The 19,612-nt window shown below is 74.3% G+C and carries 20 protein-coding genes; 10 read left to right on the plus strand and 10 right to left on the minus strand.

Features of this window, described 5'->3' with window-relative positions; genetic code table 11:
• Positions 1-21 precede the first annotated feature (21 nt).
• Positions 22-909 carry a CPBP family intramembrane glutamic endopeptidase gene (locus ABD823_RS10675; RefSeq protein ID WP_344858354.1) on the minus strand — a complete coding sequence of 296 codons (888 nt, stop codon included), beginning with the start codon at positions 907-909 and terminating at the stop codon, positions 22-24.
• Between the two features lie 161 nt (positions 910-1,070).
• Between ABD823_RS10675 and ABD823_RS10680 the strand changes: the two genes are divergently transcribed.
• From ABD823_RS10680 to ABD823_RS10690, 3 genes are all read left to right on the plus strand, one after another.
• Positions 1,071-1,628 carry an RNA polymerase sigma factor gene (locus ABD823_RS10680; protein WP_344858355.1) on the plus strand — a complete coding sequence of 186 codons (558 nt, stop codon included), beginning with the start codon at positions 1,071-1,073 and terminating at the stop codon, positions 1,626-1,628.
• Positions 1,628-2,524, plus strand: a complete 897-nt coding sequence (locus tag ABD823_RS10685) for a hypothetical protein (RefSeq protein ID WP_344858357.1) — start codon at positions 1,628-1,630, stop codon at positions 2,522-2,524. The genes ABD823_RS10680 and ABD823_RS10685 overlap by 1 nt, the downstream gene beginning before the upstream one ends.
• A gap of 148 nt (positions 2,525-2,672) precedes the next feature.
• A complete protein-coding gene (locus ABD823_RS10690; RefSeq protein WP_344858359.1) occupies positions 2,673-3,386 on the plus strand; it encodes a class I SAM-dependent methyltransferase in 714 nt (237 codons plus the stop codon).
• 217 nt (positions 3,387-3,603) lie between these two features.
• Here the strand turns inward: ABD823_RS10690 and ABD823_RS10695 are convergent, their stop codons facing one another.
• Together ABD823_RS10695 and ABD823_RS10700 are read right to left on the minus strand one after the other, a co-directional pair.
• Positions 3,604-4,008, minus strand: coding sequence for a RidA family protein (locus ABD823_RS10695; protein WP_344858361.1), 405 nt, complete (start codon positions 4,006-4,008; stop codon positions 3,604-3,606).
• Positions 4,009-4,106: 98 nt separating this feature from the next.
• Positions 4,107-4,514, minus strand: a complete 408-nt coding sequence (locus ABD823_RS10700) for a RidA family protein (RefSeq protein ID WP_344858362.1) — start codon at positions 4,512-4,514, stop codon at positions 4,107-4,109.
• 142 nt (positions 4,515-4,656) lie between these two features.
• On the opposite strand from ABD823_RS10700, the gene ABD823_RS10705 reads away from it, so the two are divergent.
• The gene (locus tag ABD823_RS10705; RefSeq protein ID WP_344858364.1) at positions 4,657-5,037 is read left to right on the plus strand and encodes a winged helix-turn-helix transcriptional regulator; all 381 of its coding nucleotides are present in this window, start codon (positions 4,657-4,659) and stop codon (positions 5,035-5,037) included.
• Between the two features lie 193 nt (positions 5,038-5,230).
• On the opposite strand, the gene ABD823_RS10710 is transcribed toward ABD823_RS10705, so the two are convergent.
• Genes ABD823_RS10710 through ABD823_RS10720 form a run of 3 tightly spaced genes read right to left on the minus strand, consistent with a single transcriptional unit; the run spans position 5,231 to position 7,778 of the window.
• On the minus strand, positions 5,231-5,911 hold the full coding sequence (locus ABD823_RS10710) for a response regulator (RefSeq protein ID WP_344858366.1): 681 nt from the start codon (positions 5,909-5,911) through the stop codon (positions 5,231-5,233).
• Positions 5,908-7,137, minus strand: coding sequence for a sensor histidine kinase (locus ABD823_RS10715; protein WP_344858368.1), 1,230 nt, complete (start codon positions 7,135-7,137; stop codon positions 5,908-5,910). The genes ABD823_RS10710 and ABD823_RS10715 overlap by 4 nt, the downstream gene beginning before the upstream one ends.
• Before the next feature lie 56 nt (positions 7,138-7,193).
• Complete coding sequence (locus ABD823_RS10720; RefSeq protein WP_344858369.1) at positions 7,194-7,778, minus strand: hypothetical protein; 585 nt, start codon at positions 7,776-7,778, stop codon at positions 7,194-7,196.
• A gap of 298 nt (positions 7,779-8,076) precedes the next feature.
• On the opposite strand from ABD823_RS10720, the gene ABD823_RS10725 reads away from it, so the two are divergent.
• Together ABD823_RS10725 and ABD823_RS10730 are read left to right on the plus strand one after the other, a co-directional pair.
• Positions 8,077-9,354 carry a cytochrome ubiquinol oxidase subunit I gene (locus tag ABD823_RS10725; RefSeq protein WP_344858371.1) on the plus strand — a complete coding sequence of 426 codons (1,278 nt, stop codon included), beginning with the start codon at positions 8,077-8,079 and terminating at the stop codon, positions 9,352-9,354.
• Positions 9,355-9,409: 55 nt separating this feature from the next.
• On the plus strand, positions 9,410-10,201 hold the full coding sequence (locus ABD823_RS10730) for a cytochrome d ubiquinol oxidase subunit II (RefSeq protein WP_344858373.1): 792 nt from the start codon (positions 9,410-9,412) through the stop codon (positions 10,199-10,201).
• 120 nt (positions 10,202-10,321) lie between these two features.
• Here the strand turns inward: ABD823_RS10730 and ABD823_RS10735 are convergent, their stop codons facing one another.
• The gene (locus ABD823_RS10735; protein WP_344858375.1) at positions 10,322-11,215 is read right to left on the minus strand and encodes a LysR family transcriptional regulator; all 894 of its coding nucleotides are present in this window, start codon (positions 11,213-11,215) and stop codon (positions 10,322-10,324) included.
• A 197-nt stretch (positions 11,216-11,412) separates the two neighbouring features.
• On the opposite strand from ABD823_RS10735, the gene ABD823_RS10740 reads away from it, so the two are divergent.
• On the plus strand, positions 11,413-12,741 hold the full coding sequence (locus ABD823_RS10740; protein ID WP_344858377.1) for an FAD-binding oxidoreductase: 1,329 nt from the start codon (positions 11,413-11,415) through the stop codon (positions 12,739-12,741).
• 475 nt (positions 12,742-13,216) lie between these two features.
• Here the strand turns inward: ABD823_RS10740 and ABD823_RS10745 are convergent, their stop codons facing one another.
• From ABD823_RS10745 to ABD823_RS10755, 3 genes are all read right to left on the minus strand, one after another.
• On the minus strand, positions 13,217-13,774 hold the full coding sequence (locus ABD823_RS10745; RefSeq protein WP_344858378.1) for a TetR/AcrR family transcriptional regulator: 558 nt from the start codon (positions 13,772-13,774) through the stop codon (positions 13,217-13,219).
• 60 nt (positions 13,775-13,834) lie between these two features.
• Entirely contained in the window at positions 13,835-14,353 is a 519-nt protein-coding gene (locus ABD823_RS10750; RefSeq protein WP_344858380.1) for an SRPBCC family protein, read from the minus strand.
• 138 nt (positions 14,354-14,491) lie between these two features.
• Positions 14,492-16,153, minus strand: coding sequence for an alpha-amylase family protein (locus ABD823_RS10755; RefSeq protein WP_344858381.1), 1,662 nt, complete (start codon positions 16,151-16,153; stop codon positions 14,492-14,494).
• A 195-nt stretch (positions 16,154-16,348) separates the two neighbouring features.
• Between ABD823_RS10755 and ABD823_RS10760 the strand changes: the two genes are divergently transcribed.
• The 3 genes from ABD823_RS10760 to ABD823_RS10770 all read left to right on the plus strand — a co-directional run bounded on the left by ABD823_RS10760 (position 16,349) and on the right by ABD823_RS10770 (position 19,603).
• The gene (locus ABD823_RS10760; protein ID WP_344858383.1) at positions 16,349-16,717 is read left to right on the plus strand and encodes a hypothetical protein; all 369 of its coding nucleotides are present in this window, start codon (positions 16,349-16,351) and stop codon (positions 16,715-16,717) included.
• Between the two features lie 170 nt (positions 16,718-16,887).
• On the plus strand, positions 16,888-19,221 hold the full coding sequence (gene secD / locus ABD823_RS10765; protein ID WP_344858385.1) for a protein translocase subunit SecD: 2,334 nt from the start codon (positions 16,888-16,890) through the stop codon (positions 19,219-19,221).
• A gap of 181 nt (positions 19,222-19,402) precedes the next feature.
• Positions 19,403-19,603 carry an EF-hand domain-containing protein gene (locus ABD823_RS10770; protein WP_344858386.1) on the plus strand — a complete coding sequence of 67 codons (201 nt, stop codon included), beginning with the start codon at positions 19,403-19,405 and terminating at the stop codon, positions 19,601-19,603.
• Positions 19,604-19,612 lie beyond the last annotated feature (9 nt).

Genomic DNA, 19,612 nt, shown 5'->3' on the forward strand with positions numbered 1-19,612 from the left:
CGCACGGGCCGGGCGGCGGGGTCAGAACAGCCGCCCCTCGATCAGCAGGTCGACGTAGACCAGGTTGACCACGACGTGGACCCCGATGGGCGCCCAGAGGTTGCGGTAGCGCGACCACAGGTAGCCGAGCATCAGGCCGTCCATGCCCTGCCGGGCCACCATCGCCGCGAGCCCCGCCCCGACGTCTCCGGCCTTCAGGTGGCTGACGTGCATCGCCGCGAACAGCAGCGAGGTGGCGAGGATCGCGGGCCACCGGCCGTACAGCGCCTCCAGGCGGGTCTGCAGCCACCCGCGGTAGAAGACCTCCTCCAGCACGCTCGCGGTCAGCAGCGTGAACAGCGAGACCACCGCGAGCGTGACGGGGTCGGGCAGCTCCTGGGTGAGCGGCAGCCGGAACGGCCAGATCTCGGCGAGCACGAACCACGCCGCCACCGCCGGGAGCGGGGCGAGCCAGACGACGGGCCGCGGGATCGCCCGGGCGGCCGGGCCGCCGCGCCGCAGCAGCCGGAAGGCGATCAGCGGCACGGCCAGCAGGAGCAGCGGCTTGACCACCGCGTACCACGCGTCCCGGGGCTGGCCGGCGACCGCGAGACCGGCCACGACCAGCGGGAAGGCGACCGCCGCCGCGACGAGCACCCGGGCCTCCCGGGCGAGGCGCTCCCGGGGCAGCCCGGCCAGCGGCTCCGGCAGGGCCCGGCCGGGCGGGACCAGCCGGGTCAGCAGCAGCGCGGCCAGGGGCGGGACCGCCGCCGCCCACAGGGAGGACGTGGCGGCGCCGGGATCCGCCGAGGCGGTGATCTCGGTGCGCCCGGTGACCGCGAGCCAGGCGTAGGCGAACACGAAGACGCCCGCCCCGGCGGCGGTCGCCGCGGTGGTGCGGGGCGTCCGCGGAGTGTCGGCTCTCACCATGATCGAGATGCTCCCCCGGCGCGGCCCCGCCGTCATCCTCCGCCGGTCCCGGCTCCGCGTCATGCTTTCGATGTACGCCGGACGACCGGATATGCCGGAAACAGATATCCGTTGCCGGACACGTACGGGGATGACCGAGTTCCCCTGCGGAAGGAAGCAGCGTGGGCCCTCCTGACCCCCAGCGGCGCTTCGAGGAGATCTACACCGCGTACTATCCCGACCTCCTCGCCTACGTCCGGCGCCGCACCGACACCCCCGACGACGCCGCCGACGCGCTCGCCGAGACGTTCACCACCGCCTGGCGCCGCCTCGCCGACGTCCCGGAGGGGCACGCCGCCCGCCTCTGGCTGTACGGCACGGCCCGGCGGGTGCTGGCCAACGGCCACCGGGCCGAGGGCCGCCGCACCGAGCTGGCGTCGCGGCTCCGCACGGAACTGGCCGGCTGGGCCGAGCGGGACGAGGAGACCGGGCACGACCCCGGCGGGGTCCGCAAGGCGTTCGGGCGGCTGAGCCCCGACGACCGGGAACTGCTCTCCCTGGCCGGCTGGGAGGGCCTGGACAGCGCGGAGATCGCGACCGTGCTGGGCTGCTCGCGCGGGGCCGCACGCCTGAGGCTGCACCGGGCGCGCAAACGGCTCGCCCGGGAGCTGGAGGCCGCCGGACTCGATCTGACCAGGTACGGCCCGCGCGCGGTCGCGCTGGCGAAGGGAGAGAGCTGATGCACGAGATCGACCGCCTCGTGGCGGGCATCGCCCCCGGTCCGGGGCCCGGCATGACCCCGGGCGCCCGGGAGCTGTTCGACGAGATCACCGCCGCCCCGGCCGCCGCACCCGCCCGGCGCCGCCGGTGGTGGGCGCCGATCGCGCCCGTGCGCACCGCGGGTGCGCGGCGCCGCCGGTGGGCCGCCCTGCCGGTCGCCGCCGGAGCCGCCGTCCTGGGCATGGTGGCGACCTGGAGCCTCCCCGGCGCCCTCGGTCCGTCCCCGGCCTCCGCGGCCCTGGACATCAAGCGGGACGGTGACCACTACGTCATCACGGTGAAGGACCTGTTCGCCGACCCGGAGATGTACGAGCGCGAACTCAAGGCCCGGGGCCTGGACATCACGCTCAAGCTCCTGCCCACCTCGCCGGGTGGGGCGGGCGACATCTTCGTGGTCAACGACGTGGACCGGCTCAGGTCAGGTGAACCGGTGCCCGTGGACGGACCCGTCACGGCCGTCGGGAACGGCTCCTGCGAGCGGCCCGGTGAATGTCCGACGGGGGTGAGGGTGCCGGTGGACTTCGCGAAGAAGGCCGAGATCACGCTCGGCCGGGAGGCACGGCCCGGTGAGGCGTACATGATCCGGCCCCTGCTGGAGATGCCGGGCGAGCCGCTCCACTGCGTCGGCTACGTCAACAAGACCGTCACCGAGGTCACCGCCATGCTGCGGGAACGCGGCGTGGAGCCGGAGTTCACCTCCTCCGTCGATGCCGGCCCGTCGGTCCCCGAAGACTGGTACGTGCACGACGGGGTGATGGCCGCGGCGGGCGAGGCCATCGTCCTGGCCGGTCCCGAGCCGAATCCCGCCCCCCGGCCGGTCGGCGAGTTCTGCCCGGGAGGGCCGGTGGGCTCCTGACCTCGTTCCCGGCTCCGCCCGGTGCCGCTCCTGCTCCGTGAGGGGAGTCCCCGGCCCGGCCTCGGGCGGGGCACGCCCGGCTTCCGGGATTGGGGACGCCCTCCGGACCCCGCTGGCCGGGAGGGCGTCCCCGATCTAGGGTGTGGGCGTGCTGGACTACGACGCGGAGGCGGCCCGCTACGACGCGACGCGCGGGGGCGTGCCGCGGGCCGAGGCCGCCGCGCGGGCCGTGCTGGGGCTGCTCCCCGCCGAGGCCGGGACCCTGCTCGACGTCGGCTGCGGCACGGGCCTGGTGACCTCGCGCATCGTCCGGCCGGGCCTGCGGGTGCTGGGGCTGGACGCCTCGATCGGCATGGCGCGGCTGGCCCGCGACCGGCTGGGGCACCGGGTGCTGCTGGGCGACGGTCGGGACCTGCCCTTCGCCACCGCCTCGCTCGACGCGGTCTGCGCGATCTGGCTGCTCCACCTGATCCCGGGCGTGCCGGAGACGGTCGCCGAGTGCGCCCGGGTGCTGCGGCCCGGCGGGGTGCTGATCACCACCGTCGACAAGGACGCCGCCCGCCAGGCCGACGACATCGGCCGGGTGCTCGCGCCGTACCGCACGCGCGGCGTCCGCGACCGCCGCGACCTGGTCATCGCCTGCGGCGAGCGGCACGGGCTCCGCCTGGCCGCCGAGACGACCTTCACCGGTCACGGCCAGGGCCGCTCGCCGCTGCAGACCGCCGAGCTCGTCGAGGCCGGTTTCTACGCCTCCGTCCTGGCCCGCGCCGACGAGGTGAGGGAACGGCTGGCCGCCCTGCCCGACCCGTCCGTCCCCCGCCCCGACCCCGTCTACCGGGTGGTCTGCCTCCGCCGGTCGTAGAGCGTCCCGGGGGACCGGACTCAGGCGTAGATGCCGGCGGGGGTGACGAGGCGGAGGCCGGGCGTGGCCGCCGCGTGGACGGCCTCCCCGGTGAGGGACGGTCCGAGCCTCGGTTGCCCGCTCCCACCCGCCGCCGCACCGCCGCGATCCCCGGCCACGCCGTCTTCGCCACCGAGAGCGCGGGTCCCAGCCATGATCTCAAAGTGCCACCGGAGTGCTAATCGATGATCGCGGTGACCTCGGCCTCGATGAGGATGCCGGGTTCAAAGAGGATGTCGACCCCGATCAGCGCGAGCGGCGGCGTCGCGATGTCGAACTCGCGGGCCGCCTGTTCGATACCCGCGTTGAAGGCGTCGTACATTTCCCTCTTCCAGCCCGCGGCGTACCACGTGAAACGGACGACGTCGTGGAACGTCGCCCCTGCCTCGTCGAGCGCCTTGGCGACGTTGCGGTAGACCTGAGCGACCTGCCCGGCGAGGTCGCCCGGTGCCACGAGGTCGCCGTTCTCGTCCCAGGCGACCTGTCCCGCGATGTGGACCTGCTTGCTCCCCGTCGCCACCGCGACGTGGTGGTAGATCGGGACTCGGACATGCCCGTCAGGGTTGATGAGCGAAACAGCCATGGGATCTCCTTATTGGTCTTTCGTCTGCTCGGGTGCGCGCGGATGCGGCTGAGTACCGTCGTGGATCGCTTCAGCGCTCGGTGGCCGAGGGCATCCGTTCAGTCGAGGACCGCGATGGCTTCGATCTCGACCAGGTGGTCGGGGATGTCCAGCGCCGCGACGCCCAGCAGCGTGGCCGGCGGGACCGGGGTGACCCCCAGTTTCGCGGCCGCGCGCGAGATCCCCTCCAGGAGCCGGGGCATCTTGTCGGGGGTCCAGTCGACGACGTGGACGGTCAATTTCGCCACGTCGCCGAAGGAACCGCCGACCTCGGCCAGGGCGGTGGCGATGTTGAGGTAGCACTGCTCGACCTGCGCGGCGAGGTCGCCTTCGCCGACCGTGGCCTCGTCGGCATCCCAGGCGACCTGCCCGGCGATGAAGACCAGCCTCGACCCCGACGCGATCGACACCTGCCGGTAGACGTCGACCTCGGGCAGTCCGCCGGGGTTCACGAGGGTGATGGCCATGCTGTCCGCCTCCTTGTCATGGGAGCCCGCGGGCTCGCTTTCACCGAGCCAAGACACCCTTGGTCTCTTGTGGTTACTGGGGAACCATAGGAGAGTGTTCGCTGACGTGGAAGAACGCACTTTCCGGTAACGGAGGAACCTGATGGTGACCAAGCAGTTCAGCGGCTTGTCCGACGAAGCGGACCTGAGGCGCGCGGACTCCCTGGCGCGGGAGATCTTCTCGGATGTCGCCAACAAGTGGGCGTTGCTGATCATCGAGGCTCTCGGTGACCGCACCCTGCGCTTCAGCGAGCTGCGGGACGAGGTCGAGGGCATCAGCCACAAGATGCTCACCCAGAACCTGCGCATGCTGGAGCGCAACGGCCTGGCCGAGCGAAAGGTGCACCCCACCGTGCCGCCGCGGGTCGAGTACACCCTCACCGAGCCGGGCCGAGCCCTGCGGGCGACGGTCGATCTGATCTGCGACTGGACCCACCGGTACCTCGGTCACATCGAGGGCGCCCGCCGCCGCTTCGACGCCTGACGGCTCGGAGCACGCACGGGCGACGTGGCCGACCACCTCTCCGGAGGACTCCGCCCGGCCGCGTGGAAGCCGTCCGTGCCGCCCTTCATCCGTCCGTGCTGCTCTCCGGCAGCGCGAAGGCCCGGCTCGACCGCCCCTGCCGGGCACACCCGCGGACGGAGCCGGGGTCGGTGACCGCTGCGTGCCGGGCCCCCTACACCGGCCCGCCGGGGACCGCGAGGCCCGTCTCGTAGGCGACGATCACCGCCTGGACCCGGTCGCGCAGCCCGAGCTTGGTCAGGACGTTGCTGACGTGCGTCTTGACCGTGTGCTCGCTGACCACCATGGCCTCGGCGATCTCCGCGTTGGACAGTCCCCGCGCGATCAGCTGGAGCGTCTCCCGCTCCCGGCCGGTGAGCACGTCCAGCCGCCCGGCGGACGGCGCGGCGGGAGAGGCGGCAGGCGGGGCGGCCGGGCCGGAGACGAACCGGGCGATCAGCCTCCTGGTGACCGAGGGCGCCAGCAGCGACTCCCCCGCCGCGACCACCCGCACCGCGTGGACCAGGTCGTCGCGGCGGACGTCCTTGAGCAGGAAGCCGCTCGCGCCCGCGCGCAGCGCGTCGTAGACGTAGTCGTCCAGGTCGAACGTGGTCAGCATGAGCACCCGGCACCCGCTCTCCGCGCACACGACGCGGGCCGCCTCGATGCCGTCCATCACCGGCATGCGGATGTCCAGCAGGAGGACGTCCGGCCGGTGCTCGCGGACCGCCGCCACGGCCCCGGCCCCGTCGCCCGCCTCGGCGACGACCTCGATGTCGGGCTGGGCATCGAGGATCATGCCGAACCCGGCGCGCACCAGTTCCTGGTCGTCGGCCACCACCACGCGCACGGTCATGCCCGCACCGCCTCGGCCAGCGGCAGCCGTACGAGCACGCGGAAGCCGGGACCGTCGGTGCGGGAGCCCGCGGTCGCCGTGCCGCCCAGGGCGGCGGCGCGCTCCCGGATGCCGATCAGGCCGTTCCCCCCGGCGGGCAGGGACGCCCCGGAGCCGCGCCCGTCGTCGGTGATACTGATCATGAGTGTGTCATCCTGCCAGACGAGCCGGATCTCGGCGCGGGTGGCGCCCGCGTGCTTGATGACGTTGGTCAGGGCCTCCTGGGCCACCCGGTAGACGGCGACCTCGACGTCGGGAAGGAGCGGCCGGGGCTCGCCCGAGACGGAGACGGCCACGTCGAGCCCGGTGCCGGTGACCTGGCCGGGCAGTGCCGCCAGGTCCCCCAGGGTCGGGCGCGGGGCGCGCGGGCCCGCCTCCTCCTTCAGCGCGTCCAGCGTGCGGCGGAGCTGGACCATGGCGTCCCGCCCCGCGGCGGCGATCGCGTCGAAGACGGCCTCGGCGCGGGCCGGGTCGCTGCGGACCACCACCGGCCCGGCCTCGGCCTGCACCACCATGAGGCTGACCGCGTGCGCGAGGATGTCGTGCATGTCCCGGGCGATCCGGGCGCGCTCGCGCTCGGCAGCCCGTTCGGCCTCGACCCGGCGCTCGTGCTCCAGCCGGGCGGCGCGCTCCTCCAGCGCGGCGGCGTGGGCGCGGGAGGCGGCGGAGGCGCGGCCGATGGCGTACGCGGTGACGAACAGCACGACTCCGCGCAGGGCGGTCTCCGAGGAGCCGACCAGGAGCAGGCCGCCGATGACGGTGACGGCGAGCAGGACCACGCCGGTCAGCCGGGCCGAGCAGGCCGCCACCGTGTAGGTCGCGACGAGCCCGCCGTACCAGATCGGCTGGGCGGCGACCTCGTCCACCACGTCGTACAGGGAGACCGCGGCCAGCACGGCCAGCAGGACGGCCACCGGCGCCCGGCGCCGCCACACCAGCGGCACCGCGGAGGCGACCACCACCACGTAGCCCCACCAGTGCCACGGCCCGCCGTGCGGGTTGTCCCTGGACAGGAACGGCCACAGCTGCACGACCAGGACGAGCGCGGCCAGCGCCGCGTCCAGCCACGGCGGGGGGAGGGACCTCAGCCGGTCGCGGAGCGGCGCGAGGGACTCCAGCCGGTCGCGGAGCGGCGCGAGGGACTCCAGCCGGTCGCGGACCCGGGCGGGGGGCTGCGTGGAGGGCACGGAAGCGATCCTTCCTCATCCGGCGGCGGTGTCCGTCGTGCGGCGGCGTGCCCGCGTCACGCGGCGGCGGGGGCGGGGACGGCGGGGCGGGGGAGCCGGGCGGACAGGGCGGTGAAGGCGGCGAGCAGGCAGAGCGCCCCCAGCGGGATGAGGTCCTTGTCGACGAGCGGGAGGACGACGTTCACCAGGACCAGGACGGGCACCCAGGCGCCGACCCGGCCGAGGAGTGCGAGCCGGACGACGATCGCGACCTGGCCGGCGAAGAAGAGCAGCGGGCCGCCGTCGTAGACGACGAGCGAGACGCCGGGGACGGCCTGGACGCGGTCGAACAGCACGCTCATGGCGGCGTGGTCGGCGGCGAGGAAGCCGATCACCACGTCGATGGCGAACTGCGCGGCCATCGCCGCGATGCCGGCGATGCCCGCCGCGGCGCTCGCGGTGGCGGCGGCGTCCCGCCCCGCCATCCGGCGCATCCGCAGGAAGGTGGGGACGAACAGGGCCAGGGCCGCGAGGAAGGCGAGGTGGCCGGTGGTCCAGGCCGGGCCGGGGCCCCGGCTGCCGTCGAGCCCGTCCAGGATCCGGATCACTCCGTAGGCCAGGACGAGCAGGGGCGCTGCGACGAAGGGGAGGCGGGGGTTCATTCGGGGACTCCTCAGCGGATCGGCTACGCCGTCAATGCTGGTCTTCCCCGGCTCCGGGGGCATCGCCGACGGGAGCGATCCGCCGTCTCCCTCTCACGGGGGAGACGGCCCTTCAGGGGCGACGGCCCCGGCCGTCGGCGTGCGGGCCGGACACGGCGCTGCGGTACGGCGTCCGGCGGCCGGGCGCAGGCGTACGGCCGGCGTAGCAGGAGGCGGCGCGGGTGCGCCCCGGGGAGTACGGCGGGAGCCCACCCCGGGAGGACGCGCCGGCGGCGGCCGTGCCGGGACGCTGAGGAGCATGGAGACGCTCGACCTCGCCCGGCTGCAGTTCGCCCTCACCGCCGGGGGGCACTTCGTGTTCGTCGCCCTCACCCTGGGCCTGGCCACGCTGATCGCGCTCGTGCAGACCCGGGCCGTGCTGACCGGCTCGGCCGTCCACGAGCGGATGACGCGGTTCTGGGGACGGCTCTACGTGGTCAACTACGCGATGGGCATCGTCACCGGGCTGGTGATGGAGTTCCAGCTCGGCATGGCGTGGAAGGGGCTCTCGCACGTCGCGGGCAACGTCTTCGGGGCGTCGCTGGCGATGGAGACGATCGTGGCGTTCTTCGTCGAGTCGACCTTCCTGGGATTGTGGATCTTCGGGTGGGACCGGCTGAACCGGTGGGTGCACCTGGCGGTGTTCTGGGTGGTGGCGCTCACCGCCTACGCCTCGGCCTACTGGGTGCTCGTCGCCAACGGCTTCATGCAGAACCCGGTGGGCGCCGAGCTCTCCGGCGGCGTGCTGAAACTCACCGACGCGGCGGCGGTGCTGGCCAACCCGGCGGCGCTGACCGCGTTCGGGCACGTCATGGCCGCCTCGCTGGTGACCGCCGGGTTCTTCCTGGCCGGGGTGAGCGCCTACCACCTGCGGCGCGGGACGGCCGAGCGGGAGTTCTTCCGCCGCTCGCTGCGGATCGGCGTGTTCACCGGCCTGCCCGCGCTGGCGGCCGTGGTCGCCTTCGGCGAGATGAGCTTCGGGACCCTGCAGCCGCTCAAGGGCGCCGCCTTCGACGGCACCGCGGCCGACGTCGCCCGGCTCCAGGCGGATGCGGTGGCGGCCTTCGGCCCAGGCGACTACGTACCGCCGCTGGGCCTGGTGCGGGGCTCGGGGATGGCGATGCTGGGCCTGTTCTCGGTGATGGCGCTCGTCTCGCTGGTCAGCGTGGTGCTGGCGCTCTTCCCCCGCGCGGTCCTCGGGCTGCGCGCCTGGCACGTGCTGCTGGTCGCCTCGGTCCCGCTGCCGTTCGCGGCCGTGCTCGCCGGGTGGGTCTTCCGCGAGGCCGGCCGCCAGCCGTGGGTCGTGTACGGCGTGCTGACGACCGAGGAGGCCCTGAGCGACCTGCCACCGGGGCTGCTGGTGTTCTCGCTGACCGCCTTCACCGTGCTGTTCGCCGTCCTGCTCGCGGTCAACGGCTGGCTGCTGGCCCGCACCGCCCGCCGGGGTCCCGACCCGGCCGGCTCCCCCGGCGCCCCGGACGCCGCCCCGGACCTTCCGTCCGGCTCCGGCGCCCCGGTCCCGGCCGCCCTGTTCTGAACCTGCCCGTCGCCCCGTGCCCGGACCGCCCGCCTTCTCCGAGGAGGAGCCCCCGATGGAAATCGCCCTGCTCGCGTTCTTCACCGCCGGTTACTTCGTGCTCTCCGGCGCCGACTTCGGGATCGGCATGCTCCTGCCGTACCTGGGGCGCTCGCCCGGGGAGCGCGGCCGGGTGCTCGATGCGATCACCCCGTTCTTCCTGACGAACGAGGTCTGGCTGGTCGCCGCGGTGGGCTTCTTCATCGGGGCCTTCCCCACGCTGGAGGGGGAGCTGCTCACCGGGCACTACGCCGCGTTCACCGTGCTGCTGCTGGGCTGGGTGGCGCGGGATGCGGGGATCTGGCTGCGGGGGCGGGTGGACCGGGCCGCCTGGCGGACCGGGTGCGAGGCCGCGGTGGTCGCGGGGAGCTGGGCGGTGGCGCTGAGCTGGGGGTTCGTGCTCGCGGGGAGCGCGGGGGCACCGCCGCCGCTGCTGGCCGCGGCGGTCGTGGCCCTGGCCGCGCTGTTCGCCGTCCACGGCCTGGCGCTGGCCGCGCTCCGGCTCTCCGGCGGACCGCGGGAGCGGGCGCGGCGGCCCTTCGCGGCCGCGGGCGGGCGCACGGCTCACGCCCCGACCCCGGGACGTACGGCCTACGCGCCGGCCCCGGGACGTACGGCCTACGCGCTGACCTCGGGCGGGATGGTGCTGGTCTGCCTGGCGGCGGGGTCACGGCTGCCGCTGGCGGAGAACCTGGCCGATCCGGCGACGCTCGCCCTGCTCACCCCCGCGACGCTGGTCCTCACCCCCCTGCTGGTGGCCTCCCAGATCTGGCTCTGGCGGGTCCTGGGCCCCGTCCGCGCCGGGTGACCGCGGGTCCGGCACGGGCCCCGTCCGCGCCGGGTGACCGCGGCCTGCGGGATCGGCCGTGCCGGGCGGCACCGGCGGGCCCGTGGGCACGGGGCGTCCCGGCCCCCGAGGGGACACCGTTCACGGGACGGCGATCAGGTCGTGGGCGGCCTGGACGAAGGCGCGCACGCGGGCGGTGGCGCCGTCGGCCCGCCAGAGCAGCCCCCACCGCAGCGGCGGGGCGTCGCTGAAGGGGACGTAGACGACGTCGGGACGGGCGTAGTAGCGCCTGGCCTGCGCGCCGACGGGGAAGACGCCGTGGCCGGCGCCGACGAGGGTGAGCATCTCGTTGAACGTGGCGGCCGCGGGGCCGGGCTCGATCGCACGCCCGGCGGGGGTGGTGCGCGGGGTGCGGTCCTCCCGCAGGGAGTCGGGGAGGGTGTCGGGCAGCTGGAGCAGCTTCACCCCGGCCAGATCCTCCGTGCGGACCGACTCGCGGCGGGCGTAGGGATGCCGGGAGGGGACGGCGAGCATGCGCGCCTCGGACACCAGGACCCGACCGGTGACGATGCCGGGCTCGTGGATGGGGAGGGTGCCCAGGGCGATGTCGATCTCACCGTCGCGGAGCCAGGGCATGAGATCGACCATCTGCGCCTCGCGGAGCCGGACGTCGCATTCGGGATGGCGCCCGCGGAACAGCTCGGCGGCCCCGGCGAGCAGCTGCCCGCCGGCCGCGCCGACGAAGGCGACCCGGAGCACGCCGGTCAGGCCGCGACCGGCGTCGACCGCCCGCTCGAACGCGGTGGTGATCCGGTCCCAGGCGGGACGGACCTCCCCGTACAGCTGCCGTCCCACCGCGGTCGGCTCCACCCGGCGGCTGGTGCGGTTGAACAGCGGGACTCCGATCCGGCGCTCCAGCTTGGCGATGGTCTGGCTGATCCGGGCGGTGGACACGTGCAGGCGTTCGGCGGTGCGGCCGAAGTGCAGCTCCTCCGCGAGGGTGAGGAACGCCTCCAGCTCGTGCCGCTCCAGCATGGCGCTCTCCCGTCGTTAACCCAGGCTTCACGATCATTGCACAGGGGCGCATTGATCGGCCCCCTCGCCCCGGCCGAGAGTGGGGACCGCTCGCCCTCCCCCGGCCCGCACGCGAGCACGCGCCGCACGCCGAGCGCCCGGTGCCCGCTCCGCGCACCGTGCCCGTCCCCGCCCGCCCCCTCCGTCAGGAGAAGACCATGAGTGATCTGACCGCCCTCCGCTCCCTCGTCCGCGGCCGGGTGCTGCTGGACGGCGACCCCGGCTTCGAGCAGGCCAGGCGGCCGTGGAACCTGGCCGTCCGCCAACCGGTGCCGGCGGTGGTCGAGGCCGCCGGCACCGACGACGTGGTGGCTCTGGTCCGCTACGCCCGTGCCCGCGGCATGTCGGTGTCGGCGCAGCCCAGCGGTCACGGCGCCACCGGCGAGGCCGCCGGCGGCCTCGACCGGGTGATCCTGCTGCGCACCGACCGGCTCGACGCGGTGACGGTGGATCCCGCCGCCCGCCTGGCGCGCGTCGGGGCGGGAGCGGCCTGGGGGCGGGTGCAGGCCGCGGCGGAACCGCACGGCCTGACCGGGCTGCCGGGCAGCTCACCGGTGGTGAGCGTGGTCGGTTACACCCTCGGCGGCGGGCTCAGCTGGTTCGGCCGCGCGTACGGCTGGGCCGCCGACAGCGTCACCGCCTTCGACGTCGTCGACGCCGACGGCCTTCCGGCGCGGGTGACCGCGGACTCCCACGCCGACCTGTTCTGGGCGCTGCGCGGCGGCGGCGGCGACTTCGCCGTCGTCACGGCCGTCGAGTTCGCCCTGCATCCCGCGCCCGCCCTGTTCGGCGGCCGCATGCTGTGGCCGGCCGAGCAGGCGCCGCACGTCCTCGACGCCTTCCGGCGGATCACCGCCGACGCCCCCGACGAGCTGACCGTCTGGGCCGACCTGCTGCAGTTCCCCTCGGCGCCGCCGATGGTCGCCGTCGACGCCGCCTACCTGGGCGACGCCGCCGCGGCGCGGGCGCTGCTGCGCCCGCTGGACCGGATCGACCTGCTGATCTCCGACAGCCGCGCCCCCATGCCGGTCGGCGACCTGGGCTCGATCACCGCCGAACCCACCGCCCCCGGCCCCGGGAGGTCACGCGGCGAGCTGCTCACCGGCCTGGACGACACCGCCGTCAAGACGCTCCTGGCGGAGCCCGTCGACCCCCTGCTCAGCGTGCAGATCCGGCACCTGGGCGGCGCCCTGGCCCGCCCCTCCGACAGCCCGCACGGGCCGCTCACCGAGCCCTACGCGCTCTACCTGTTCGGGATCCCGTCCACCCCTGCGGCCGCGGCGGCCGTCCAATCCAGGCAGCGCGACCTCGTCCGGGCCCTCGCGCCCTACGTCAGCGGCCGCAAGCCCTACACCTTCCTGGCCCCCGGGGAGACGGCCGCGGCCGCCTTCGCCCCGCACGCCCTCGCCCGGCTCCGCGGCGTCAAGCGCCGGCACGACCCGCAGGGGGTGATCCGCAGCAACTTCCCGGTCCTCGGCCGGCGGTGAGGACCCGGGTGGACGCCTCCCGGCGGCCGGGCGGGCGCCCGGCCGCGGCGCTCCCGGAGGGGCCCGGGGAACCGCCCGGCCACCGGCGCTCCCGGACGGGACCGCCGGGAAACGCAACGGTCGCGCCCCACCCGGTGGTGGGACGCGACCGTGTCACGGGGGGTGTGAGGTCTTTCCCGACCCGTCGTTCCCCCTCCGGCGCCGCGTGCGGCGCCCGGTGGTGGATCAGGCCGTCGCCGTGATCATCCAGGCGAGGGCGAGGAGGACGACCACGGGGATCAGCCACACCACGGCCTCGATCGCGAACTCCTTGTACACGGTGATCTTCCTTCTCTGACGGGAACCGGGTCGATGAGAATATCGGCCCGTAGCATACGTGGTTAAGGGGAATCCCGGTCTTCGCCGGGGCCTCGTGATCCCCGGAGCCTCGTGATCCCCGGGGCGCCGCGACCGGCGGGAGGCCGCCGACGCCCGGTCAGGTCTCGCGGGCCCGGCGGGCGGCGAAGGCGCGGGCGCCCTCGGCCCAGGTCCGATCCAGGTCGGACCCCGCGGGGAAGCGGCGGTCGAGCTCCAGGATCACCATGCCGTGCGCGAAGGACCACAGCGCCTGCGCGAGGTACGGCTCGCCCGCCGCCAGGAAGAACGGCGTGCCCGCCCACTCCTCCAGGCCGGGGGCGAGGCGCTCGCGCGGCAGCCGGCCGGAGGTGGCCAGGCGGTAGAGGTTGGGGCGGGCGAGCGCGGCGGCCCGGTAGGCCCGCAGCACCGCGCCGATCGCCCCGGTCCCGGACCGCTCCTCCAGGGCCGCGTGGAGGATGGCGCCGATCTCGGCGAGGCCGCGCTCGATGAGGGCGGCCTCGACGGCCGCCTTGTCGGGGAAGTGCTTGTAGAGCGAGGGCGCCCGGATGCCGAGCCGGTCGGCCAGGGCCCGCATGGTGAGGGCCTCGTGCCCCTGCTCCTCCAGCAGCTCCCGCGCGGCCGCCGCGATCTGCGCCGCGCGGGGGGTGAGAGGGCTCGGTTCCGGCTGACCGCTCATCAATCGCCTCCAACGGGGAGATCCCGGCCTGCGGGCCGGGATCCTGACCGGGGCATCCTCTCAGCGCAGGGCGCCGGCGGTCTGCTCGGCCCGCGCCTTCAGCGCCTCGTTCATCGCCGCGAAGCCGCCGGCCACGTCCAGGGCGCCGCCCGCGAAGGGCACGAGCGCGCCGGTGAAGGTCTCGCCCTGGACGAGCCGGACCCGGCCGCCGCCGAGGTCCTCGATGCGGAAGTAGTGCTCGCCGTCCACGATGCCCGGCATCAGGAAGCGGCCGATCCAGCGCAGCTCCCGGCCCGGGTCGGCGGCCAGGACCTCCGGGGCGAAGGTCATCGTGCTCCCGTTGTTGGAGATCCGGTTGGTGAGCCTGGCGCCGACGCGCGGCTCGCCCCGGGCGCTCACGATGAACGGGTTCCACTCCGGGTAGGCGGCGAAGTCGGTCAGCACCGCCCAGACCCCTTCGGGAGAGGCCTCGATCTCGACCTCCGTGACGACCTCGTGCGGCCTGGCCAGGGTCCACAGGTGACTCACGACGGGGACGGCGAGCAGAACGGCGACGGCGACCAGGATCCAGGTGAGCACGGCTTCCTCCATGGCTAACTTTGTTAGCTACGACTCTATGCTAACAAAGTTAGCCACGCACGGGGGGAATGCGGAGACCCCGCACCGGGCGGTGCGGGGTCTCCTGCGGCCGTCTCCGGCGGCGGGCCGAAAGCCGCGTCACGCCCCCTTGGCCGAGGCGTCCTCCGGGAGCTCGTCGGGTTCGGCGACCCGCAGCCAGCGGCAGCCGTACGGGCCCAGGGTGAAGCGCACCCGCCGGTCCGGCGGGACGTCCAGCGTGCCGTCCACCAGCAGGTCCACCAGGACGCACGGGTCGCCGAGGTCGTCCAGGAGCAGCTCCACCTCCGCGTCGCGGTCGGCGAAGTTGTGCACGGCGACCACGGTGCCGCCCTCGGCGTCGGCCCGGTGGGCGAGCACGGCCTCGTCACCGGCGTCCAGTACGCGGTATTCGCCCCAGGCCAGCTCCGGCGACTCCCGGTAGCGCTCGATCAGCATCGTCACCCAGCGCAGCAGCGAGTCCGGGTCGCGGCGCTGGGCGTCGACGTTGACGTTGCGCGGGCCGTACTCGCCGGTCACCGGGGGCACCGGGGTGCGGACCTCGCCCCGGGAGAAGCCGCCGCTCGGCGCCCACTGCATCGGCACCCGCACGGCCATGCGGCCCTCGGCCGCCAGGTTCTCCCCCAGCCCGATCTCCTCGCCGTAGAAGAGCACCGGCGTGCCGGGCAGCGAGAACAGCACGCTGTAGGCCAGCTTGAGCCGGCGCAGGTCGCCGCCGAGCATCGGGGGCAGCCGGCGGCGCAGGCCCCGGCCGAAGATCTGCATGTCCTTGTCCGGCCCGAAGGCGTCGAAGACCTCCTGGCGCTCGGCGTCGGTGAGCTTGTCGAGGGTCAGCTCGTCGTGGTTGCGGACGAAGGAGGCCCACTGGCAGTCCTTCGGCGGCTTCGGCCGCTCCCGCAGCGCCTGCGCCAGCGGCGCGGGGTCGCGCCGGGCCATCGACAGGTGGAAGCGCTGCATGCCGACGAAGTCGAAGCACATGGTGACCTCGTCGCCGTTGCCGTCGCCGAAGTACTTCATCAGCTCCGGATACGGCAGGTTGACCTCGCCCAGCAGGATCGCGCTGCCGTCGCGGCGGTTCAGGAAGGCCCGCAGGTCGGCGAGGAAGGAGTGCGGGTCGCCGCCCAGCCCCTCCAGCAGGAACGGCACCGCGTCCACCCGGAAGCCGGACAGGCCGAGCTCCATCCAGAAGCCGAGGATGCGGGTGATCTCGTCGCGGACCTCGGGGTTGTCCATGTTCAGGTCCGGCTGGAAGCGGTGGAACTTGTGCAGGTAGTACTGGCCACTGCCCTCGTCGAAGGTCCAGACGGTGTCCTCCACCCCGGGGAAGACCAGGGCCTCGGGGTCGACGGGGTCGGGGTCGTCGCACCAGACGTACCAGTCGCGCTTGGGGGAGTCCCGGCTGGAGCGGGCCTCGGTGAACCAGGGGTGCTCGTCGGAGGTGTGGTTGACCACCAGGTCGGCGATGACCCGGATGCCCCGGTCCCGGGCGGTCCGCATGAACTCCACGAAGTCGCCCAGGGTGCCCAGCCGGGGGTCCACGGAGTAGAAGTCGGTGATGTCGTAGCCGTCGTCACGGCCGGGGGTCGGGAAGAACGGCATCAGCCAGATGCAGGTCACCCCGAGCCGGGCCAGGTGGTCGATCTGCTGGCTCAGGCCGCGGAAGTCGCCGATGCCGTCCCCGTCGCCGTCCTTGTAGGTCTCGACGTCCAGGCAGTAGACCACGGCGTTCTTCCACCACAGGTCCGCGGTTGTGGTCGATCGCATAGGGGCGCACTACCCCGCTTTTACGCCTCCATGACCGGGCCCGGCGGATCCCCGGCGACCTGCCGGCGGCCCGTCGCCGGGCCGCGGCGGGCGGTCCGTGTCCCGGACCCGATGACCGGTGAGGGCGGTGGTGACACGTTATGGTGAGGGAAATCACCACCAGGTGGTCCCGAACCGGCCGGAGGGCGTCGTCATGTGGCAGCGAAGGTGCGGTGCGCCCTTCGGCTGGCTGCTCGCGCTGCTGCTGCCGCTGTTCGTCTCCGGCGGGGCGGGCGCGTCCACCGCCTCGGCGGTGCGTACGGCCCCGCCGTCGCCAAGGCGGCCTCCGACCACCACCCGTCCTCCCGCCAGGTCCCCGCGGGCGAGCGCTACCACGCGGTCGCCTCGCCCTTCACCGGGACCGGCGCGGGCGGCGGCCCTCCGGCGGCCGCCCCGCCGCCCGCCGTCCGGCACCTGCCGCCCGGCCTGTTCACCGCCGTCCGCCCCGCCCGGGACGACGACCCGCGGCCGCTCGCGGCCCTGCTCGTCAGGTCCGGCCGCGCGCCTCCCTCCACAGGCGGCTGAGGCACCCCGCCGACCCCGCGTTCCCGGGGTGCTCCGCCGTACCCGGCCCACCGAGGCGACCCACCGCGCCCGCTCCGGGGCCCCGCCGTACCCGGCGGCCGGTCCCGCGGGCCCGCCCGGTGCCTGGCCGTACGCGGAACCGCTCCTGTTCCGAGCCTGGGGAGGCTTCCATGTCGCGTGCCCCGTTGGTACGCGCGATCGCGGCGTTCGTCGTGATCGCATCATCACTGTACGTAGCCCTGACGATGACGCCGCGCCTCGGCCTCGACCTGCGCGGCGGCACCCAGATCGTCCTGGAGACCAGGGACGCCCCGACGGTCAAGGCCGACGCCGAGACCACCGACCGCACCCTCGAGGTGCTCCGCCGCCGCGTCGACGCGCTGGGCGTGGCCGAACCGACGCTGGCCCGCTCCGGCGAGCAGCGGATCATCGTCGAGCTGCCCGGCGTGCTCGACCCGACCAAGGCCGCCGAGGTCATCGGCAAGACCGCCCAGCTGACCATCCACCCCGTCCTCGGGGTCGCCGACGCGAACACCAAGCCCGGCAAGGGCGAGCAGGTCATCACCGACGAGGACGGCGGGAAGATCCTCATCGGCCCGGCCCGGCTCAGCGGCGACGACGTCGGCGCCGCCGAGGCCGGCATCGACCCGCAGTCGGGCGGGGGGTGGTTCGTCACCATCGACTTCCGCGGCAAGGGCACCCAGGAGTGGCCCAAGCTGACCGGTGAGGCGGCCTGCAACCCGTCCGGCGACCCCAAGCGGCGGGTCGCCATCGTGCTCGACGGCAAGGTGCTCGTCTCGCCCCAGGTGAACGAGGACGTGAACTGCAACGTCGGCCTGCCCGGCAACTCCACCCAGATCACCGGGACCTTCACCGCCGAGGAGGCCAGGGAGCTGGCCGTGCTGATCGAGGGCGGCTCGCTCCCGGTCCCGGTCGAGGTCGTCGAGCAGCGGACCGTCGGCCCGACCCTCGGCGCCGCCGCGATCACCGCCAGCGCCGAGGCCGCCGTCATCGGCGTCTCGCTCACCGCGATCTTCATCATCATCGTCTACCGGCTGGTGGGCTTCGTCGCCGCCTTCGCGCTGGCCTGCTACGGGCTCGTCTCCTACGCGGCGCTGGTGGCGCTCGGCGCGACCCTCACCCTGCCCGGCCTGGCGGGCTTCGTGCTCGCGATCGGCATGGCGGTCGACGCCAACGTGCTGGTCTTCGAACGGGCCCGGGAGGAGTACGCCGCCCGGCCGCAGACGGGCTCGAAGCAGGCCGACCGCAGGGAGGCCGCGGCGGCCGGCGGCGGGACCCGGCTCCGGCAGGCGCTGGAGAAGGGCTTCCGCAACGCCTGGAGCGCGGTGGCCGACTCCAACATCACCACGCTGCTCGCCGCCGGGCTGCTGTTCTTCCTGGCCTCCGGGCCGGTGCGCGGCTTCGGCGTGACGCTCTCCATCGGTGTGCTCGCCTCGATGGTCACCGCGATGGTCATCACCCGGGTCATCGCCCAGTGGGCGGTCAACCGCCGGTCCGTCTCCGCCCGGCCGAAGATCACCGGTCTGGCCGGCATCGGCCGGCTGCGCACGTGGCTGAACGAGAACGGCCCCGACCTGATGCGCCGGCACGTGACCTACCTCGTGGTCGCCGTGGCGGTGGCGGTCGCGGCCCTGTCCGGGCTCGCGGTGCGCGGCGGGCTGAACTTCGGCGTGGAGTTCACCGGCGGCCGGATCATCGAGTTCTCCACCACCAAGCCGATCAGCGCCGACGCCGCGCGTGACCTGGTCGCCGAGGCCGGGTTCCCCAACGCGGTCGTGCAGACCTCCGGCAAGGACATCTCCGTGCGGACCGGCCAGATCGGCAACGCCGAGGTGACCCGGATCGAGACGGCGCTGGAGCGCGGGGCCGGGCAGGCGGACAAGATCCGCGACGAGCTCATCGGCCCGAGCATGGGCGAGGAGCTGCGCCGCAACGCCCTGATCGCGCTGGCCGTCGCGCTCGCCGCGCAGCTGGCCTACCTGGCGTTCCGGTTCCGCTGGACCTTCGGCCTGGCGGCCGTGCTGACGCTGGCCGTCGACGTGGCGGTCGTGGTCGGCGTGTTCGCGTGGACGAGCAAGCCGGTCGACGGGGTGTTCCTGGCGGCGATGCTGACCGTGATCGGTTACTCGGTCAACGACAAGGTCGTGGTCTTCGACCGGGTCCGCGAGATGTGGGGCGAGCAGCGCAAGGCGGAGTTCGCCACGATCGCCAACGCCGCGGTCCTGCAGACCGTGCCGCGCACGGTGAACACCGGTCTGGGCGCGCTGTTCATCCTGGCCGCGCTGGCCGTGCTGGGCGGCTCCTCGCTCAACGACTTCGCGGTGGCGCTGCTGATCGGCATCATCGTCGGCACGCTCTCGTCGGCGTTCGTGGCGACGCCGCTGGCGATCGTCTTCGAGAAGCGCAACCAGGCGCCGCCGCCGCAGCCCAAGCAGAAGAAGCGCACCGCCCGGCCCCGCGAGGGCTCCGGCGCGGTGCTGTAGGGGCCGCGGGACCTCTCCGCCGGGAGGCCGTACGGCGCCGCCGGGTGCGGTGCCGTACGGCCTCGGCGTCTTCCGGCGCGGCGCGGGCGCACGTCGCCGTGCGAGGCCCCTCCGGGTGCGGTGGAGATATGACGCTAAGGTGCATGCCGTCTGATTCCTCCGCGCCCGGAAGGCGGATCCCATGGCCAACGACTACGCGCTCACGTTCAGCATGGTCGACGTCGACGGCGACGGCCTGATCTCGGTCACCGAGCTGTCGCGCCTGATGGAGGTGCTCGGCCAGCCCCTCACCCCCGAGGCCGCGGCCGCGGCGATCCGCCGGATGGACAACGACGGCGACGGCCTCATCTCCCTGGACGAGTTCGCCGCCTATCTCGGATAGGTCTCAATC

The organism is Planomonospora alba (assembly GCF_039534085.1).
Taxonomy (GTDB): Bacteria; Actinomycetota; Actinomycetes; order Streptosporangiales; family Streptosporangiaceae; genus Planomonospora_B; species Planomonospora_B alba.

Excerpts from the sequence above, each read along its gene's own strand:
- ABD823_RS10700 (WP_344858362.1), bottom strand. The coding sequence starts at position 4,514 with ATGGCCATCACCCTCGTGAACCCCGGCGGACTGCCCGAGGTCGACGTC.
- ABD823_RS10705 (WP_344858364.1), top strand. The coding sequence starts at position 4,657 with ATGGTGACCAAGCAGTTCAGCGGCTTGTCCGACGAAGCGGACCTGAGG.
- ABD823_RS10740 (WP_344858377.1), top strand. The coding sequence starts at position 11,413 with ATGAGTGATCTGACCGCCCTCCGCTCCCTCGTCCGCGGCCGGGTGCTG.
- ABD823_RS10695 (WP_344858361.1), bottom strand. The coding sequence starts at position 4,008 with ATGGCTGTTTCGCTCATCAACCCTGACGGGCATGTCCGAGTCCCGATC.
- ABD823_RS10720 (WP_344858369.1), bottom strand. The coding sequence starts at position 7,778 with ATGAACCCCCGCCTCCCCTTCGTCGCAGCGCCCCTGCTCGTCCTGGCC.
- ABD823_RS10755 (WP_344858381.1), bottom strand. The coding sequence starts at position 16,153 with ATGCGATCGACCACAACCGCGGACCTGTGGTGGAAGAACGCCGTGGTC.
- ABD823_RS10770 (WP_344858386.1), top strand. The coding sequence starts at position 19,403 with ATGGCCAACGACTACGCGCTCACGTTCAGCATGGTCGACGTCGACGGC.
- ABD823_RS10685 (WP_344858357.1), top strand. The coding sequence starts at position 1,628 with ATGCACGAGATCGACCGCCTCGTGGCGGGCATCGCCCCCGGTCCGGGG.
- ABD823_RS10725 (WP_344858371.1), top strand. The coding sequence starts at position 8,077 with ATGGAGACGCTCGACCTCGCCCGGCTGCAGTTCGCCCTCACCGCCGGG.
- ABD823_RS10730 (WP_344858373.1), top strand. The coding sequence starts at position 9,410 with ATGGAAATCGCCCTGCTCGCGTTCTTCACCGCCGGTTACTTCGTGCTC.
- ABD823_RS10675 (WP_344858354.1), bottom strand. The coding sequence starts at position 909 with ATGGTGAGAGCCGACACTCCGCGGACGCCCCGCACCACCGCGGCGACC.
- secD (WP_344858385.1), top strand. The coding sequence starts at position 16,888 with ATGTCGCGTGCCCCGTTGGTACGCGCGATCGCGGCGTTCGTCGTGATC.
- ABD823_RS10735 (WP_344858375.1), bottom strand. The coding sequence starts at position 11,215 with ATGCTGGAGCGGCACGAGCTGGAGGCGTTCCTCACCCTCGCGGAGGAG.
- ABD823_RS10710 (WP_344858366.1), bottom strand. The coding sequence starts at position 5,911 with ATGACCGTGCGCGTGGTGGTGGCCGACGACCAGGAACTGGTGCGCGCC.
- ABD823_RS10745 (WP_344858378.1), bottom strand. The coding sequence starts at position 13,774 with ATGAGCGGTCAGCCGGAACCGAGCCCTCTCACCCCCCGCGCGGCGCAG.